The sequence below is a fragment of the Maribacter sp. MAR_2009_72 genome (assembly GCF_007827235.1).
GTDB classification, from domain to species: Bacteria; Bacteroidota; Bacteroidia; order Flavobacteriales; family Flavobacteriaceae; genus Maribacter; species Maribacter sedimenticola.
The window spans coordinates 3,372,648-3,390,358 of the sequence record NZ_VISB01000001.1 but is presented as its reverse complement, the minus strand read 5'-3'; the positions used below and the strand labels follow the sequence as shown (position 1 = coordinate 3,390,358).

Annotated in this window: 16 protein-coding genes; 2 read left to right on the top strand and 14 right to left on the bottom strand. The window is 37.6% G+C overall.

The window, feature by feature from the left end; translation table 11 throughout:
- The first annotated feature begins 134 nt into the window (after positions 1-134).
- Positions 135-5,120 carry a translocation/assembly module TamB domain-containing protein gene (locus JM81_RS14210; RefSeq protein WP_144804421.1) on the top strand — a complete coding sequence of 1,662 codons (4,986 nt, stop codon included), beginning with the start codon at positions 135-137 and terminating at the stop codon, positions 5,118-5,120.
- Positions 5,121-5,129: 9 nt separating this feature from the next.
- Positions 5,130-7,448 (top strand): outer membrane protein assembly factor, encoded by a 2,319-nt coding sequence (locus JM81_RS14205; protein WP_261375070.1) that lies wholly within the window; start codon positions 5,130-5,132, stop codon positions 7,446-7,448.
- A gap of 4 nt (positions 7,449-7,452) precedes the next feature.
- On the opposite strand, the gene JM81_RS14200 is transcribed toward JM81_RS14205, so the two are convergent.
- The 14 genes from JM81_RS14200 to JM81_RS14135 all read right to left on the bottom strand — a co-directional run bounded on the left by JM81_RS14200 (position 7,453) and on the right by JM81_RS14135 (position 17,698).
- Entirely contained in the window at positions 7,453-8,454 is a 1,002-nt protein-coding gene (locus tag JM81_RS14200) for a metal-dependent hydrolase (protein ID WP_144804417.1), read from the bottom strand.
- Positions 8,455-8,508: 54 nt separating this feature from the next.
- Positions 8,509-10,281, bottom strand: a complete 1,773-nt coding sequence (locus JM81_RS14195) for a MutS-related protein (RefSeq protein WP_144804415.1) — start codon at positions 10,279-10,281, stop codon at positions 8,509-8,511.
- A gap of 136 nt (positions 10,282-10,417) precedes the next feature.
- Positions 10,418-10,909 carry an ExbD/TolR family protein gene (locus tag JM81_RS14190; protein WP_144804413.1) on the bottom strand — a complete coding sequence of 164 codons (492 nt, stop codon included), beginning with the start codon at positions 10,907-10,909 and terminating at the stop codon, positions 10,418-10,420.
- 4 nt (positions 10,910-10,913) lie between these two features.
- Positions 10,914-11,528 carry an ExbD/TolR family protein gene (locus JM81_RS14185; protein ID WP_144804411.1) on the bottom strand — a complete coding sequence of 205 codons (615 nt, stop codon included), beginning with the start codon at positions 11,526-11,528 and terminating at the stop codon, positions 10,914-10,916.
- 122 nt (positions 11,529-11,650) lie between these two features.
- The gene (locus JM81_RS14180) at positions 11,651-12,004 is read right to left on the bottom strand and encodes an MmcQ/YjbR family DNA-binding protein (protein ID WP_144804409.1); all 354 of its coding nucleotides are present in this window, start codon (positions 12,002-12,004) and stop codon (positions 11,651-11,653) included.
- 159 nt (positions 12,005-12,163) lie between these two features.
- Positions 12,164-12,712 carry a GNAT family N-acetyltransferase gene (locus JM81_RS14175; protein WP_186435581.1) on the bottom strand — a complete coding sequence of 183 codons (549 nt, stop codon included), beginning with the start codon at positions 12,710-12,712 and terminating at the stop codon, positions 12,164-12,166.
- Between the two features lie 12 nt (positions 12,713-12,724).
- Positions 12,725-13,120, bottom strand: a complete 396-nt coding sequence (locus JM81_RS14170; RefSeq protein WP_089259172.1) for a Dabb family protein — start codon at positions 13,118-13,120, stop codon at positions 12,725-12,727.
- A 23-nt stretch (positions 13,121-13,143) separates the two neighbouring features.
- Positions 13,144-13,764, bottom strand: a complete 621-nt coding sequence (locus JM81_RS14165) for a DUF4230 domain-containing protein (protein WP_144804405.1) — start codon at positions 13,762-13,764, stop codon at positions 13,144-13,146.
- Positions 13,757-14,116, bottom strand: a complete 360-nt coding sequence (locus JM81_RS14160; protein ID WP_144804403.1) for a DUF4260 domain-containing protein — start codon at positions 14,114-14,116, stop codon at positions 13,757-13,759. Before JM81_RS14160 ends, JM81_RS14165 begins: the two co-directional genes overlap by 8 nt.
- A 2-nt stretch (positions 14,117-14,118) precedes the next feature.
- Positions 14,119-14,865, bottom strand: coding sequence for a cyclase family protein (locus JM81_RS14155; protein ID WP_144804401.1), 747 nt, complete (start codon positions 14,863-14,865; stop codon positions 14,119-14,121).
- Between the two features lie 191 nt (positions 14,866-15,056).
- Entirely contained in the window at positions 15,057-16,190 is a 1,134-nt protein-coding gene (hemW, locus tag JM81_RS14150; RefSeq protein WP_144804399.1) for a radical SAM family heme chaperone HemW, read from the bottom strand.
- A gap of 100 nt (positions 16,191-16,290) precedes the next feature.
- Positions 16,291-16,596, bottom strand: a complete 306-nt coding sequence (locus JM81_RS14145) for a four helix bundle protein (RefSeq protein ID WP_144804397.1) — start codon at positions 16,594-16,596, stop codon at positions 16,291-16,293.
- Between the two features lie 65 nt (positions 16,597-16,661).
- Complete coding sequence (ruvC, locus tag JM81_RS14140) at positions 16,662-17,216, bottom strand: crossover junction endodeoxyribonuclease RuvC (RefSeq protein ID WP_144804395.1); 555 nt, start codon at positions 17,214-17,216, stop codon at positions 16,662-16,664.
- Positions 17,217-17,221: 5 nt separating this feature from the next.
- Positions 17,222-17,698, bottom strand: coding sequence for a hypothetical protein (locus JM81_RS14135; protein WP_261375069.1), 477 nt, complete (start codon positions 17,696-17,698; stop codon positions 17,222-17,224).
- Positions 17,699-17,711 lie beyond the last annotated feature (13 nt).

Here is a 17,711-nt window from a genome sequence, read left to right as displayed (position 1 = left end):
AAAGAAGCGACGTTTTTACAACCTTATCATCATCATAATTCTGTTATTGATTATAACAACCGGTTTTATGGTACAGCTAGGATAACGGTCCATGAAGGCCAACAATATAAGATTAGCGTTTAATCGTTTCCCATATGACCAAATCAAAAAATAAAATCCTTACCTATTTAAAACGCTTCGGGAAAATTTTACTCGGCCTATTGGTTTTATTTTTTATTCTGGTATTGGTCATAAGAACACCTTGGGCACAAAATCTAATCGTTTCAAAAATTACCGATTACGTATCTGGGAAAACGAACACTACGGTTAAAGTTGATAAGCTATACCTTACCTTTTCCGGAAATCTACAGGCAGAAGGCATTTACTTGGAAGACACCAAGGGAGATACTTTATTATATTCCTCTTCCTTGGAGGCCAATGTTCCTATTTCCCCAATCCTGTTCAACAACCAACTTTCTATAGATAATATACATTCCAGCGGAGTGGTTGCCCATATAAAAAGAGAAAAGAATACAGAGGCGTACAACTTTTCATTTCTAATAGATGCCTTTGCAACTCCTGTAGATAGTACTAAAACCACAACCTCTCCTCCTATGGAAATTTCCATAGGAGATGCATCCCTAACCAATTGGAACCTTACTTATAACGACGCGTATTTAGGTACGGAAATTAAATTGGCATTGGGTAGGTTGCTTATTGATATTTCCGAATTTAATTTAGATGAAATGATTTTTTCGTTGGATGATTTTTCGTTGGATAACACCCAGGTCACCTATTTACAATCACAACCCTTTCCAGAAACGAACGATACTACAATCACAACCCTACCCCATATTAGGGCCAATGATTTCAATGTAAAGAATCTAAACATAAACTATTCGTCCATTCCCGATGGCCTTAAAGCCCAAATTGATTTAGGAACACTTACCCTTACGGATATGCTGGCAAATGTTGCCAACAGCCAATATGAAAGCAACAATGTAGTACTTTATGAATCTCAAGTACAACTAGATATCACTACAGCACAAAATAATCAATCAATAGAAAGTATTGAAGAAGGTTTTCAATGGCCTGCCATTATTTTAGACGTGCAGAACATTGACCTTAAACAAAATACCTTCACCTATAATTTAAACAATACACCAAGGCGCACTAACAGTTTTGACCCAAATGCATTTGAAATCCAACGTTTAAATTTTAAGGGCTCGGATTTTAAATATCAAAAAGAGCAGTTTAATTTAGAGGTTGAACAATTCTCATTGTATGAACCAAGTGGTATACGTTTAGACCAATTGGCATTTAAAGCCGGGTTGACGGACACAAATGCCGAGTTACGTAACATAAACCTACAATTGAACCAGAGTTCGGCAAATGCCACAATGAACGTTCAATTTGCGTCCTTGGCAAAAGTTTTTGAAAATCCGCGGAACAGTGTGCTATCCGCCACAATATCCGACCTTATTTTAGAACTGGATGATGTAAAACACTTTGCACCCGCGCTTGCTCAAAATCCATACATAGATTCATTGTCCGTACAACCCATTATAGGTTCGCTCAATGCCCAAGGCAATTTAAAAAAGGTAGATTCTTTTATGACGGACCTACGCTGGGGACCACACACCAACCTAACGGCATCTGGTTCCGTGAGCAACCTGACAGTACCAGATTCATTACTTTACAATTTGAACGATATTACCCTAAAGAGCACTGACAAGGATTTAAATAAATTTATATCGTCCAAAGAAACAGGTATTTCAACTCCCAATACGTTACTTGTTACAGGAAGCTTGTCCGGTGGTATGGATTGGATAAATCCCAATTTGGACCTCACTATTCCTGAAGGGTCGGCACATGTAAGCGCTAAAATTAATTTTGGCAATATGTTACGTTTTAACGGTAATGTAGCAATAGATAGTTTACAACTCAATCAACTATTAAAGAACGAACAATTGGGTAAACTATCAGTGACCCTAAGTGCAAAAGGTTCGGGTTCGGAACTATCCAATATAAATGCCGAAGTTAAGGGTACGGTTTCCCAATTTCAATTTAGCGGCTATTCATATGAAAATATAGGAATAAATGGCGACATGAAGAATGGCAATGGTACCCTTACCGCCAAAATAAAAGACCCAAACTTAGATATGGACATTACATCTGTTTTAAAGTTGGCAACGGAACGGCAACAAGTTTCATTTTCATCAACAATTATTGGCGCGGACCTACAGGAATTGGGGCTTACAAGGAACAATATTAAAATTGCAGCCAATATTAATGGGGACTATAGCGGCATACCTACTAACTTCAATTTCAATACGACCATAGATAACGGTATAGCCATTGCGGACAATGAACAATATCAAGTAGCGACCATTTACCTTCAGGGGCATATAGAGGATACTATTACCGATGTCTCCATTAAAAGTGGATTTATAAACGGAGCACTTTCCTCCAATGCATCTCCCAATCGTATTACAACAGCATTGAAAAAGCAGTTGGAACATTATTTCTCACAAGATTCAACGGCCTATACTGCAGAAGATTCTATCGAGGCAAAACTAAACCTGGCGGTAATACCCACCCCAATTTTGTCCAAAGTGTTTTTAAACGAAATACAAGAATTGGACTCCTTGAACATAGATGCCAGTTTTAATTCCAGAAAACAACTTATTTCGGCACAGGCCAACATTCCGCACTTGTCCTATGCAGGTAGTTCCGTAGATAGTTTAAACGCCTATGTAAAAGGAGATTCCCTAGACCTTAAATTTTCTGCCGGCATTGCAGATTTGTTGTATGAACCCATACATTTAAAACAGACCTATGTTGAAGGAAGCTTAAAAAACAAGGAACTGTTATTGGACTTTGTGTCCAAAAATGATTCGGTTCAGGTAATACATATTGCTTCTGCCTTGATATTTAAAAAAGATACCTTAACGTTACGCATAGACCCTACCGACTTGATTTTGAACAAAAAACCATGGGAGATTCCTGAAGACAATAGGATAATGCTTGCGGAGAACCATACCCAATTTCAAAATATAATATTGAACAGAAATGGCCAAAAACTAGAGGTTACCAACGCTATTCCTAACGTAGAAAAGGAACATATTGGTATTTTGTTCCAAAATTTCCAGTTACAGACTTTTTTAAGTCTCTTTAATCCAGATGAAGCCTTGGCAAAAGGCAAGATAGAGGGTGATTTTATGATCATAAACCCTTATGCCGCTTCTGGTCTTGTTGCGGATATCAATATTATGGATTTTCAGGTGCTACAAAATCCGCTAGGTACTTTAACGCTGGATGCGTCTTCCATATCCTTGTCTCAATATGACTTTAATATGGCCTTAACGGATGGTGGCGCAGAACTAAAATTATCGGGTGACTATACGGCAAGGGAACAAACGGCCGACCTAAATCTTAAATTGGATATTAAAAGATTGGAAGCCGCTGTTATACAAGGCTTTTCAAAGGAATTTTTTTCAAACCCCAAAGGTTACCTTAGTGGTAACATGCTTGTTGGGGGTACGCTATCAGAACCAAAATATTCCGGGTCATTAAATTTTCACGAATTTGGATTAAACTTGGCCGCATACAATACCGCATTACAGATTAACGACCAGTCCTTGAACCTAGATCAGGACAATATTAGCTTTGATAATTTTACTTTAACAGATGCCAATGAAGGTGCATTGTCCTTAAACGGTAAGGTGCTCACCAAAAACCTGCTTAATCCCGGTTTTGACTTGAACCTTAAAACTGAAAGATTTAGGATACTTGACTCCAAAAAAGGAGATGACGAACTTGTATATGGCATTGCAAGCATTAAGGCCGATGTAAATGTTACCGGAAATCTAGAAATGCCGGTCATTGACGGCAAGGTACGTATAAGGGATATTACGGACCTTACCTACGTAGTTCCACAGAACCAATTGGATATTCAAGAACGTGACGGGGTGGTCATATTTGTAAACAGGGAAAATCCCGATGCAATTTTAACCAGAAATGATGGTGAAGCGGCAAGTTCCTTTTTTGCCGGAATGGATATAAGCACCACATTGGAAATAGGCAATGAAGCTACCTTTACTATAGTTTTGGATGAAAAAACCCAAGATAAACTACAGGCATCCGGTGATGCCACCCTTAAATTAAATATTGACCCAAACCAAGATATACGATTATCGGGCAGATTAGAATTAAATTCCGGTTTCTACCGCACCAGCTTATATAACTTGGTAAGCAGGGAATTTCAATTACAACAAGGCAGCAGTATCGTGTGGAGCGGTGACCCATATGATGCCAAAATGGACGTTACTGCAATATATGAAATTGAAACCTCTGCAGCACCGTTAATGTCGGCCATAAGTTATGGTCAGGATACAGGGGTATCAAGCAAATACCAACAATCTGCACCATTTCTGGTTTACTTGAATATTGATGGACAACTTATAGAACCCGAACTTTCCTTTGGTCTGGATATGCCAGAAAATGCACAAGGCAATTTTGGAGGTGCAGTGTATGGTCGTATTCAGCAATTGAACGAGCAAGAATCGGAACTGAACAAGCAAGTTTTTTCACTTTTGGCCCTAAATCGTTTTTACCCTACAACAGGTAGTGATGGTAGCAATGGTGGTGCAATAACCATTGCCAGGAACAATGTAAACAAGGTGCTTTCCAGTGAGCTTAATAGTATTTCCAATAAATTATTGGGCAATACAGGATTTGAACTTGGGTTTGATCTTGACAGTTTCCAAGATTATGAGACAGGTAGTGCACAAAACCGTACTCAACTCAATATCAATGCCAGTAAAAAATTATTTGACGATAGATTAATAGTAACCGCCGGTAGTGCCGTGGATGTAGAAGGTAGCGCGGCTTCTTCTGATACGGCCACACCTATTATTGGTAACGTTACGTTGGAATATCTGTTAAGCGAAGAAGGAACTTATAGACTTAAGGGCTTTAGAAGGCAAGAATATCAAAATATTATTGACGGACAGCTCATTGTAACGGGGGTTGCGTTTATTTTTGACCGTGAGTTCAACAAGTTCAGTCAATTGTTCAGCCCTTTAAAAAAAGATGATAAGTCAAAAAAGGATACAACGAATAAAAATGTTAAAAACTAAGGTATTATATTGAAAAAATTACCCACATATAAATTACTATATGCTTTAGCAATTTTGCTCTTAGCTTCCTGTGGCATAGAAAAATTTATTCCGGAAGGGGAACAATTATACACCGGCGCACAATTAGATCTGGAGTCCGGCGGCAATATAAAAGACCTCAAGGAAGTAAGAACCGAACTGTACAATCTTATAGAACCCAATCCCAATACCACATTTTTAGGAATGAAACCGGCATTGTTCTTTCATTATAAGGCTCAACGTAAAAAACCAGGGTTTATATATAGCTTCCTGAACAAATCCTTTGGGGAAGAACCTGTTTATTTTTCAAGTGTAAATCCAGAACGTGTAGAAGAATTGATTCTAAACAGATTGGACAACAATGGCTTTTTTTATAGCCGTACCAATTCTGAAACCCAAATGGAGGGTAAATTTGCCTCGGTCGATTATTCCGCTGAATTGCCAGACCCCTATGTCTTGGAAAATTATACGTTAGAAACAGATTCATTACCCATTTATAAGGAAATAGAACAAATGTTGCCGGAAACGGTCCTATCTAAAGGAGACCGCTTTGACCTTAACTTGTTAAAAGCGGAAAGGGCACGTCTTAACAATGGCCTTAAACAAAAAGGATATTATAATAGCCAAGAAGATTTATTGATATTTGAAGCCGATACCAATCAATACAAGAACAGAAAATTTGACCTGTTTCTCAGGCTTAAAAAAGACGTCCCCTCAAGGGCGGCCATTCCATATACCATTGATTCTATTACGGTATATCCCAATTATTCCATTGAAGGGGATACGTTACCATTATCCGCCCAAAATACCACTCAGGTAGACGGTATTGACTTTGTACAGAACGAGCTTTATTTTAAACCAAGTTTATTGGAATCCTATATCCTGTTCAATGAAGGTGATTTATATGATGCCAATAGTTCCAAACTTACAAGTAACCGGCTTTCCGCCCTGGGCAGCTACAAATTTGTAAATATTCAATACACGGAACTGGACACAACCGCAACCGATGGTGATGGGGGTTCCTTGGCAGCGGACATATACTTGGCACCGTTGACAAAACGGTCCGTACGGGCAGAGTTACAGGCGGTATCCAAATCTAACGGATTTACAGGACCTGGGCTGGTATTGACCTATCATAACAGAAATCTTTTCAATGGTGGAGAAACCCTAAGCCTGTCCACAAATTTATCATATGAGGCCCAATTGTCCAGCGGAGACAATTCCAATCTTAGCAGCATTGCTGCGGGTATAAAGGCAGATCTGATCATTCCAAGATCCATTCCGTTCTCCCCAAAACGATTTAAATATGCGGTACCCAAAACTAAAATCTCATTGGGGCTGGACTTTCTACAACGTAGTCAATTATTTACACTAAGCTCCGTTAATTCATCTTTTGGTTATACCTGGAAAGAAAATCAATATGTCTTTCATCAATTGGACCCGATAAGCATAAATTACTCAAGACTCTCAAATGTCACTGATGAATTTCAGACCATTCTGGATGATAATCCGTTCTTAAGAAGAAGTTTTGACCAACGCTTTATTGCCGGACTCATGTACGGGTTTACCTATGATGAAGTTTCCGATATTGGAAAGGAATATCCCTTGTATTTTTCTACCAATATAGATTTGGCAGGAAATCTTTTTAGTTTGATCAGTAGTTCAAATACAATTTTTGGGGCGGAATTTGCGCAGTACGCTAAAGTAGACACAGATCTACGTTTTTATATGCGATGGCAAAAAGAACGCACCCTGGTATCACGACTGTATGCCGGTTGGGGCGTTCCTTACGGCAATAGTGAAACCATGCCATTTGTAAAACAGTTTTTTTCCGGTGGCCCCTATAGTGTGCGTGCATTCAATATACGCTCGTTAGGTCCAGGAAATTTCAATGCTGAAACAGAAAATTCCTCCACGGACTATTTTGATCGCTCCGGGAATTTAAAACTGGAAGCCAATGTGGAATATAGATTTCCCCTATTCTCCTATTTAAAAGGCGCATTTTTTATTGATGCGGGAAATGTGTGGTTAACGGGAGATTATTCTGAGCTAGAGGTTGACCAACAGAACAGTACATTCTCACAAACCCTGTTTACCGATGGAAAATTTGAAAAAGACTGGTTGACAGAAGTTGCCGTAGGGGTTGGTTTTGGCATGCGTTTGGACATTCAAAATTTTGTGATCAGGTTAGATTTGGCCTCGCCCTTGCGCGTTCCTTACTTATCTAAGGACAACCGCTGGAATACACCATTTTTTAGCGATCTGGATAACAATATGACATTGAATTTTGCCATAGGTTACCCTTTTTAAACAATCAGTTTCCCAAAATTCGTTGCCACAAGGAAGCCATTAAACGTTTAGCATCCTTCCTATTTTTTGGCATCTCCTTTACGGTAAGTCCATCTGTGGTCTCATTAAGTTGATAACTAAAGGCAAATTGATCTTCGGTAGTATCCATACTAATTAATCCAAACCGTAGATCGTTAATATATAATTTTCCTTCTTTTTTCGTTACTGTATACCACCCTTCAGTTATTGCAATTAACCGTTTAACCTTATCATCTGTAACCAAATTACCCAATAAATTATGATTTTTAGGATAAGCTTTAAATGATATGGATTGCCTATCAAAAAAAGAATAATCCGCCATTAAATAGGCATCTTCGGCATCAATATTTGCCATCCAAAGTATGGTATTAAAAGGTGCCGGTCTAGTATTCATTGCTGAATATGCTATACCATTTAAGGTTAACGCCTCCTCAAATTTCTGATATGCCATTCCTTTTAAAAGTAAGGTAAATGCCAAATATGAACTACTGATGATCAACCCTAGGCGAACCAATCTCTTACGTTTTACCGATGTCCTTTTTTTAAAAAGTATCAATACTAAACATATTAAAAACGGTATCGTATATAAAGGGTCAATTACAAAAATACTTTGAAAGGCAAGACGCGTAGAAAAGGGCCAGAACAATTGGGTACCCCATGTGGTAAAGGCGTCTAAGATAGGATGGGTAAACAAACCCCAGAACATTAACCATGACCAGTCTTTCCATGTAGCCTCTTCCTTCCTATTCAACCTCCATACCAACCATCCAAATATAGGTGCAAACAGAACTGAAAAGACTATGGAGTGGGTAAACCCCCTGTGAATTTCCGTGGCAGTAACGGTATCAAAAATATAACGGGCCACAACATCCAAATCTGGAATAGTCCCTGCAATGGCCCCATATAACATGGCCTTATTTCCTACCTTTTTCCCTAACACAGCTTCGCCTACGGCCGCTCCTAGAACAATTTGCGTTAACGAATCCATAGTACTATTAAAAGTGTCATAATCTGTTCGTAAAGAAAATAAACCGTGCAATTATCATTCTACAATACCCATTTTCTTTAAAAGAAAGGAGGCGTTCATATTTTGGCAGATACCATCTTTAAAGGTATAATCAAAGTGAAGTTCGTTATTGATGATTTCGGCATCAAAATAATGATTTTTCACGGTAGGATATGCTGTGGCCACTTCACAAAGGCTCAAATCATGTGTAGCAATTATACCCGTAGATTTACTCTTAACCAAACGCTCTACGAATTTTCTTGACCCCAAGGCTTTATCGGTACTATTGGTACCTTTTAATATCTCGTCCAAAACAATAAAATAACGGTCTGTTTGTATTTCATCAACAATATAGCGCAGGCGTTTTAATTCTGAAAAAAAATAGGATTCGTCATCGGTCAGGGAATCTGTGGTACGCATACTCGTTATTAATTTTATAGGGGAATAGTTCACTGCTTCCGCACAGACCGGAAGTCCGACATTTGCCATCATAATTTGTAGGGAAACCGTTCTTAAAAAGGTGCTTTTCCCGGCCATGTTCGCCCCAGTGATGATAAAAAATTCTCCCCTATCAATGGAAATATCGTTCAACACACTTTTAGTTGGATCTAATAATGGATGTCCTGCCTGTTTGGAACGTAACACTTCCTTAGAATTTGTAATAGTAGGGTAGGTAAACGAAGTATGATTAAATGCATAGTTCCCTAAACTGCTATAAGCATCAAAAAAGGTTATGGTCTCAAACCAATTATGAACTTCCTGGCCATGCGCCGCAATCCATTTCTCAATAGCTAGGCAATCTACCAAGGAGCGCAGAAAAAATCCGTTTGCAATTAAAATATACAAGAGATTATTGTTACGATCCAAATTACCTAAGAGTGTCGCAAACTTTTTAAGCACTTTGGAGTTTTTTTCACCCTTACTAATAATTTTAGCTTGCCTATCCTTCAATAATGTTGATGTAAAAGTGGTGCGTTCAATCATGGCCAACAATTGATTGTACTGATCAAACGTAGACTTCAATTTAGTGGCATCTTGGCCCAATTTCATAACCTTTTTTGTAAACAACCCTACAATGATCATCCCCAAAGCCCACCACAAGATTAAAACCGATTCTGGTATAAAATCAAAAAAGTAGGCCAAGAAAACGGTAATGGACAACACGGAAAACACCAATGGTATATATTGCATTGCCTTAGGCACAAAAGGAACATAATTTGCCAGCCATTGGACTATGGTCTGTGTAGAAGTCTCTGTTTTGGTTAGTGATGCCATGGCCGAGAATTCTTGGCGCCAATCTATCATATGACCTATTTCTTTTATGGCCTCTTGCTTTTCTTCAATACCCTCAATAGCATTTTCCAAATAAATGTCCGCAAGCTTTTTGCTCCCTTCCAAAAGATTGGTTCTATTGCTAATCTGGTAAAATGAACCTTCTCCAAAAAGGTCAATATCTTGGCTATAAAAATGTGCACTTTGTTTAAACTCTGCACCCGTAGAAAGTTTGGTATAATTACCTTCCAAGACCTGAAGTTCCAGAAGGTTAATGTCAACGAGCTCCTGGGCCTTTGCTTTCATGCTTTTAACATTGGCATGTTTGGTAACGAGGTACAAAAACAAGGGAATGCCAATCAATAATGTTCCAATGACATATTTAGCGTTTACACTGGCAAAATAAACTGCTACTGCGGTAATAAGAAAAACCAACAACCGCAATGTACTTAAACCCTGTAGTTTTTGGTTGTATGCCGCCACCTGTTTTTCAAAATCCGCTACTCTCTGGGTATATAACTCCAATAAATTCTTCATTATGCCACTAACGTTTTAAGTATGCAAAGATACTCTTAGAAATTGATAGCAGTAGCTCTTTTACAACGCATATAAAGCTATAATAGGAATTTGAAACAAATAAAATATTGAATGTAAAAATGTAGTGTCAATTGGTTTATTGACTATGATCCAAATTATCAAATACGTTTCCTTGATAAGTCGTATAATTTATTTTAAGCAGATTTATAGACCTTAGTTTTTTCTTTATATCCTCTATAATACCCATTTTAACACCCACATCGGCCTTAAGGGAAACTGTTGCCACACCCCTTAAATGTTCTGGCATTTTCACCAATGCCTGTAGGGCATAATCCTCAACCTCATTTAAGGAAATAAATCTGTCCTCCATTTGAATCCTTGGTTCACTCCCTAAACTATTGTTCCCATCATTGGTAGGCTTACCTACATATATTTCTATGACACGATCCTTCTTATGTAACTTTTCAGATTCGGTAGCTTTTGGCAATGTATTGGCTACCAAAAGATTTTGGTTTTTCATTACGGTTACCGTCATAAAGAAAAATAGCAGAATAAAAACAATATCAGGTAAGGATGCCGTGGATACGGGCGGAAGCGTTCTGTTTATGTTCTTTTTAAATTTGATCATAATCTTAATTATTTATGGATTCTGGTTCTAGAATTTTTTGGGGAAAGAGTTCCCTGATGATTTCAAGACGGTCCTTTAGTGTTTCTTTCTTATCGTTTTTTGTTTCCTCGCTAAAATATTCTCTATGTATTGCTTCGAAAGAAATGCCGAACATTCTTAAACTTTCCCTATTTCTTAAATGGTTGTATGCCGCAACAACCTCATTTTGGACGGCTACATAAACAGGATAACTAGTCTTTCTTGATGACTTGATGGATATAATTGCCTTTGAAGGGTTTTCCGAAGAATCCTCCAAGCGGTCTCCTTTACAATATGTACAAAATTCATCATGATCTGCAGATAACCCTCCATTATCAATAAAAGAGATTACTTGGCCTTTAAGATTTTCAAGGTCAATTATATCGTCTTCTGCCAATATTTGATCATTGTCATTAATGACGATTATAAAAATGTTCCGCTGCTTAATATCTATGATATCCTCATTTTCCGGAGGCATTAATCGATTTAAGCCTTCATCATTTTCTATGGTAGTGGTGACCAAAAAAAATATCAACAATAAAAAAGCGATATCCGCCATTGAGCCAGCGTTAACTTCTTGAGGTAATCTATGGTTTTTCATAAATAGTGCATTTTACTTGCACTATCAAGTACTATAATTTAAATAGCGAATAAAAACAACAATGAGCGAACACCCCTTTTGAGTGAGTAAATGGACTTTACAAATGAAATATTCAAGATTTTTTAAAGTGCATCCAAAGCAGCCTTTAACTTCTTGGTAAACTTGGCGACTACCAAGTGATAGGAATCATCAATAAGTTCCTTGATAAAATTTGGCGGCAAGCTTTCCAAATACACAGTGTTCCAATGCTTTTTACTCATGTGCCAAGCTTCAATAATACCGTCATGTGTCTCACGAAGTTCAATGGCCCTATCTGGGTCGCATTTGAGATTAACCTGTGAGGGTATGCGCTCAAGACCACATACTGCGAACATTTTGCCCATTACTTTAAATACCAAAGTTTTTTCATCAAACGGAAAGCCCTCTGTTACTCCTTTTTTAGCTAAGCAGTACTCCCTAAATTCTTCAATGTTCATTGCAATTTAGTATATAATGGTTAGTATTTAGTACCCAGTAAAGAATGCTCATTGTGCTTAGTGAAAGATACATTGTACCATGTACGTTGTACTTCTTTCCTTAAACCTTTTATATAATCCTAACTTTATTCCATTAAACAAAAAATGGATCAATAACGTCTAGCTAGTCGTTGTTTTTAACCTTGCTAAATTCAAGAAATCCTGCATATTGCTCCAAACATATCTTGTCTTGTAAAAGATAGTATCTCCTATATCATCTGCCTTGACGGTATCCATTACCTTACCTCCTAATCGTTCATAAAATGATATTGCCGGTTTGTTCGTGGTCAATACCCAAAGGTAAAATCCATGACTATATTTTCCGAGGAGGATTTCTTCTGCTAGTTTGCACATTAATTGTGTGCCAATGCCCTTACCTTTTTCCTGACTGTTTACATGCAAATTATCCAAGTACGTGCCGTACACCGGGTGTTCATCAAAATGGGAACAAATAAACCCCAATAGACGGTCCTTTTCTTCTGCCAAAAGAATATGCTGTGTATTTTTAGGATTTTGAAATCTTTTCTGCCAAACCCTTATTCGTTCGTCAAAAACCTCAACATCTAAAAAATACGCACTAAAAGATTGCCTATAATGTTTTTGCCAACTTAAGGCATGCAAATTTGCGATAGCCCTTGCATCTGTATCAACGGCATTTCTAAAAACCACCACAAATTAATTTTAAATACCCTTAGAATCGTAAACGATTACCTTGGACCACAGGTCGCTAGATTCCTCTATGAACAATTTATGAGGTGCTTCATCCTGGTAAGCTTGCTGAGCCTCATCAGATTCAAAAGTTACAATTAAGGAATAGGTGAAGGAACCATCTACAACATCTCTACTTGCTTTTGGAGGAGTACCAATAAATTTGGTCTTGGCATAACCGGAGTTATCCAAAAATTTCTTTAAAGAAGTTTCAAATGCAGTGCGGTCAGCGGCATTGTCCGGATTTTTCAGCCAGAAAAATACCGTGTGCGTAAAGTTGGAGTCAAAAGTTGTCATTTCATTTTCATTTTGACCAAAACTAAAATTGGTCATTAAGGTTATTGCAAGAATACAAATTATGTTTTTCATTTTTAAATAATAATAGGTTATGGTTACTGCTCTAACTTTTCTATTTGCCGTTGTGGAATCTTTAGTGCGGTATAATCTAATTTCCACCCTATGGTCTCTACAATTTTTTCCATGATCAGTACTGTTTGCAGTGCCTCTTTACGTGCACTTTCCATAAGTCCACTTTCTGGGATTTTCTCGCGGATATGGGTTTTGGCCTCAGCGTTCAACCTGGTCAAATCTTCCGGTACAAAAAAATTGAAAAACCCGCTCTTAATATCATAAAATTCCAGTTCAGGCTCTATGCTCAACACTTCTGGTTGCGGAAAATTATCCAAAACGATCAACTTTCTTTCTTCGTCTGCGTGCATCATTAATTTATTCAAATCATACCCTATATGTGCCTTAGCCTTAATGACGACCAAGGCCTTTTTCTTACTACTGACCAAGCTCATGAAATCCTTTACATTTTCATACTTATAGATTTCCGCAAAATCACCTTCAATGGAAATGAGCTTACATACACTTTTCATTTTTTCCAACAATACCGTAGATTGATGCGTTGTAATCTCCTTGGATTTCTTTCCCCTAAAAAAGGTAAAGACCCAATACGTACCAATGGCTCCTAATATTAAACCTAAAAATGTATCGAATATATTATCCATTTGTGTTTCCTATTTCACCCAAGTGGGTAAACTTAAATCCTTTTTCATATTTAAGTCCGTACCCAAAGATACGGTCCATGGCCGTATGGATGAAAAGAATTGTTCCTATTAATTGCACAATGGGCAACATAAAATAGATACCTACAAAATATAAAAGTACCGCTACGCCCCTATGGTGCGCAATATTATAGCATACCGCCCCTACTTTGGAACCAAAGAGATAACCAACCATAGAAACATCCGGAACCAAAATCAAGGCCGGCAGCCACCACCATGAATACCCTAACAGACCAAACATAAATATGCCCAGTACCATAAGTGTTACTTCTTCAAGTTTTAATAGGTTTTCCATAATTATAAAATTTTATACATTACCGGTCTACTGGGACTTGCGTCATTTTCAAAAGGGGCTATTTGAAGGTTTAAAAAGTAGGGACCATCCTTAATGGCATCTTCTACATAGACAAACTCCGTTATGGTTGCCCTCAATCGTGTTTTCCCGTTATAATTCCAAAAAGCTTTGTGTGCCAAAAGATTTCCATCATCTTTTTCCTTATCTACAGAAGGTAGGTCTATTAATAGATGTTCCACTCCTGAATCCCGTATATATTCCATGGCATCCTCTAAGATATAAGGTGGATTGGTATGTGAGTATTTTCGGTATAGCTTGTCACTACTATTGGGCAATGTACGTATGATCAACGCTTGGGGCCGGTTGGCATTCATGGACTCTACTACTTGTTGTCTAGTGATGACCAAATCCCCATTTTTTTCTTGCGGTGTAATTGTAATCAATTCTGCAAAATGAAAGAATTGATGTAACTGCTGATTTATAGACTGGTGTTCCTTGGAAATATGACCTATGCATTCCGTATGGGTACCATGGGCATGCGGATTAAAACTAATGTCAAAAAAATTAGTAGAAGACCCACTTGCTATGGCCCCTACAAAGTTGCCATCAACATGTGGTGCTATTTTTGGAGGTCCTACATACCAGGCATTTACGTTCTTATCATTGCCGGATATTGCAATGGAGATATCTAACGGTTCAGAAAGGTCAATTTGGTATTCCTTGTGGTTATGATGAATTATTGCTTTCATTTTCAAATGGACCGGTGATCGTTGATTATAGCTGGTTGATTCAATGCAGAAAATTACAACATTTTAACCTGTTTCCGATAACAAAGGCTGAAGATGGCCCTAATTTGAAAATCCTCTATTCACCAAATGGTTTATGGGAAGATTTTCTAATCGGTTTTTATCTATATAATGGAATTTAGGGTAAGAACAACCTATTTTAAATTGACCATAAACAGGTGCGATGCAATACCGTCTGCCAAAAACATACCCTTTTTAGTGGTTTTTAAGACTTCTCCGTCAAAAAACAGCAAGTGCTCCGCTATATATTTCTCCGCTTGTAATAACGCATATTCTTTATATTTTTCTCCAAATTCAGTTGCAATTCTATGTACCGATACCCCCCAAATGGTTCGTAGTCCGGTCATGATATACTCATTGTATTTATCAGTGGTAGAAAGGACTTCTATTTCTATAGGCAAAATACCGGTGTTGATCGCTTTAATATACTTAGGGTTGTTATTAATGTTCCACCCCCTGCGCACACCATCAAATGAATGTGCGGACGGACCAATGCCAATATATTTTTTCTGCTGCCAATAAGCCGAATTATTCTTTGAGTAATACCCCGGTTTACCAAAATTGGAAATTTCATAGCAGTCATAGCCCGCCTCAACAAGCGTTTCGTTCAAAAGATTAAAATGTTCTTGCGTTTCTTCATCACTTGCGGGTGTTACCAGGCCTTGGTCAACAAATTTGGCAAGTGCAGTTTTAGGTTCTACCGTCAACGCGTAACTAGATATATGCGGAATATCATAATGGAGTGCTTTATCTATATTTTTTTTCCAACGTACGACGTTCATATTGGGCATACCGTAAATTAAATCGATTGAAATATTATCGAAATACTCGGTTGCTAATTTTAGACATTTCTCCGCCTCATTGGCACTATGTGCCCTATTCATCAATTTTAAATCTTCCTCGAAAAACGATTGAATCCCTATACTTAACCGGTTTATTGAACTTGCTGCCAATTGTAAAATTTTTTCTTCGGATAAATCATCGGGATTGGCTTCTAAGGTAATTTCAGGATTATCTATAACATTATAATTCGTACGCACCGCATTCAATATATGCTCTATTTCATCGGTCTGTAGAACGGATGGGGTACCTCCTCCAAAATAAATAGTCTCTACCGTTTCAGCCAAGAACTCATTTTTTCGCATTTCCACTTCCTTAGCTAATGCTTTTACCATAGCCTCCTTTTTTCCCATTGAGGTAGAAAAATGAAAATCACAATAGTGACACGCTTGCTTACAAAATGGGATGTGAATGTAGATTCCGCTCATTTAATCAGTTTTCAGTAATCAGTTTCAGTAGGCAGTAAAATTACTCTGCTCCAGATTTTGTTGGGTTATTAATCATATAATTTAAAAGCTTTCCTACTTCTTAGGTATCGATTATTAACTCATCAAAAGTACGTTGATTAATATACTCACACTTAAAAGCAAATTCAAGCCATGTCTGTGTTTCTGAATTTTCAGCATCACTATCCGTCAACTTGCTAATAAAATTTTTAGGATATCTTCTTTTACGATAGGCTTCTGCAATATTGGCACATACACTTCTTGAGGAACGTCTAATTTGGTCAGTCAAAGAATACTTTTCTTCTACTGGAAAAGACTTTGAAATATGAAAAACTTTCATGGCAAGTGCAAAAGACTTTTTATACGCCAATAAATCTTGAAATTGCATATATGATTTTTTGAGTTTACAAATACTGAACACTGTTACTGCCTACTGAAACTGATTTTTAAAAACTACTTTTTCACCCTTTTCTCATTCTGTTTTACAAAGGCATCCCAACCGGTATAACTTTTACCAATCTCGACCCGGCCTTCATTATAAAAATGGCATACTGCGGCGGCCAGTCCATCTGTACTATCCAGGTTTTTGGGAAGAGATTTCAGGTTTAACATGCTTTGTAACATTTTAGCGACCTGTTCCTTACTGGCGTTTCCGTTACCGGTTATGGCCATTTTAATCTTTTTAGGAAGATATTCCGTAATAGGTATTTGACGTGAAAGGCCTGCAGCCATGGCTACACCTTGTGCACGGCCCAATTTCAGCATAGATTGTACGTTCTTGCCAAAGAAGGGCGCCTCTATAGCAATTTCATCTGGATGATAGGTGTCTATTAACTCAATGGTACGTTCAAAAATAAGCTTAAGTTTGGTATAGGGGTCATTGTACTTTTGAAGCAGCAGTTCGTTCATTTGAAGAAACTCCATTTTTTTATTTACGACTTTTATGAGTCCAAAACCCATTATCGTTGTTCCCGGATCAATTCCCAATATTATTTTTTCGTTAGCCAAAATGCTTAATTTGTATTTAATTGTACCGGAATACGGTATTTGGAATTTACCGGTTTTGCTTGTTTTAAAGCGGGTGCAAGTTTAGGAAGATTCTTTAAGCTTTGCGTAATAATACCATCAAATTCTGGCATTTGATCCAGTACAGATGCATCTTTTTCAATATCAACAACTTTAATTTCACCCAAGGTATCTATTACAAAAATTACATTTACTGTTTCACTTTCCGCGTCGGTCAAGGTAAATTCAAAATCATTTAAGGTTTCCTGAAAATGGGAAATCAATGTTTCCTCAAAGCATATTTTTTGTTCTGCTTTGGAAGCAGATTCGTCACAGGTATAGAAAAAAGGATAGGAATCTACCGTGTTCCAGTCTATTTGTCCCAATTCTTCATTAATAAGCTCTTGGGTTCTCTTTTCTTTGGATTCAAAGAAGGTGCAAGAACTTAAAAAAGCAATTATCAAGAAGGGCAAATATCGTTTCATCACTCCTATTCTA

Coding starts and splice junctions, on each gene's coding strand:
- JM81_RS14155 (WP_144804401.1), bottom strand. CDS start 14,865: ATGAAAGCAATAATTCATCATAACCACAAGGAATACCAAATTGACCTT.
- JM81_RS14145 (WP_144804397.1), bottom strand. CDS start 16,596: ATGCAATTTCAAGATTTATTGGCGTATAAAAAGTCTTTTGCACTTGCC.
- JM81_RS14190 (WP_144804413.1), bottom strand. CDS start 10,909: ATGATCAAATTTAAAAAGAACATAAACAGAACGCTTCCGCCCGTATCC.
- JM81_RS14180 (WP_144804409.1), bottom strand. CDS start 12,004: ATGAACATTGAAGAATTTAGGGAGTACTGCTTAGCTAAAAAAGGAGTA.
- JM81_RS14160 (WP_144804403.1), bottom strand. CDS start 14,116: ATGGAAAACCTATTAAAACTTGAAGAAGTAACACTTATGGTACTGGGC.
- JM81_RS14135 (WP_261375069.1), bottom strand. CDS start 17,698: ATGAAACGATATTTGCCCTTCTTGATAATTGCTTTTTTAAGTTCTTGC.
- JM81_RS14170 (WP_089259172.1), bottom strand. CDS start 13,120: ATGAAAAACATAATTTGTATTCTTGCAATAACCTTAATGACCAATTTT.
- JM81_RS14210 (WP_144804421.1), top strand. CDS start 135: ATGACCAAATCAAAAAATAAAATCCTTACCTATTTAAAACGCTTCGGG.
- JM81_RS14185 (WP_144804411.1), bottom strand. CDS start 11,528: ATGAAAAACCATAGATTACCTCAAGAAGTTAACGCTGGCTCAATGGCG.
- JM81_RS14195 (WP_144804415.1), bottom strand. CDS start 10,281: ATGAAGAATTTATTGGAGTTATATACCCAGAGAGTAGCGGATTTTGAA.
- hemW (WP_144804399.1), bottom strand. CDS start 16,190: ATGAGCGGAATCTACATTCACATCCCATTTTGTAAGCAAGCGTGTCAC.
- JM81_RS14200 (WP_144804417.1), bottom strand. CDS start 8,454: ATGGATTCGTTAACGCAAATTGTTCTAGGAGCGGCCGTAGGCGAAGCT.
- JM81_RS14165 (WP_144804405.1), bottom strand. CDS start 13,764: ATGGATAATATATTCGATACATTTTTAGGTTTAATATTAGGAGCCATT.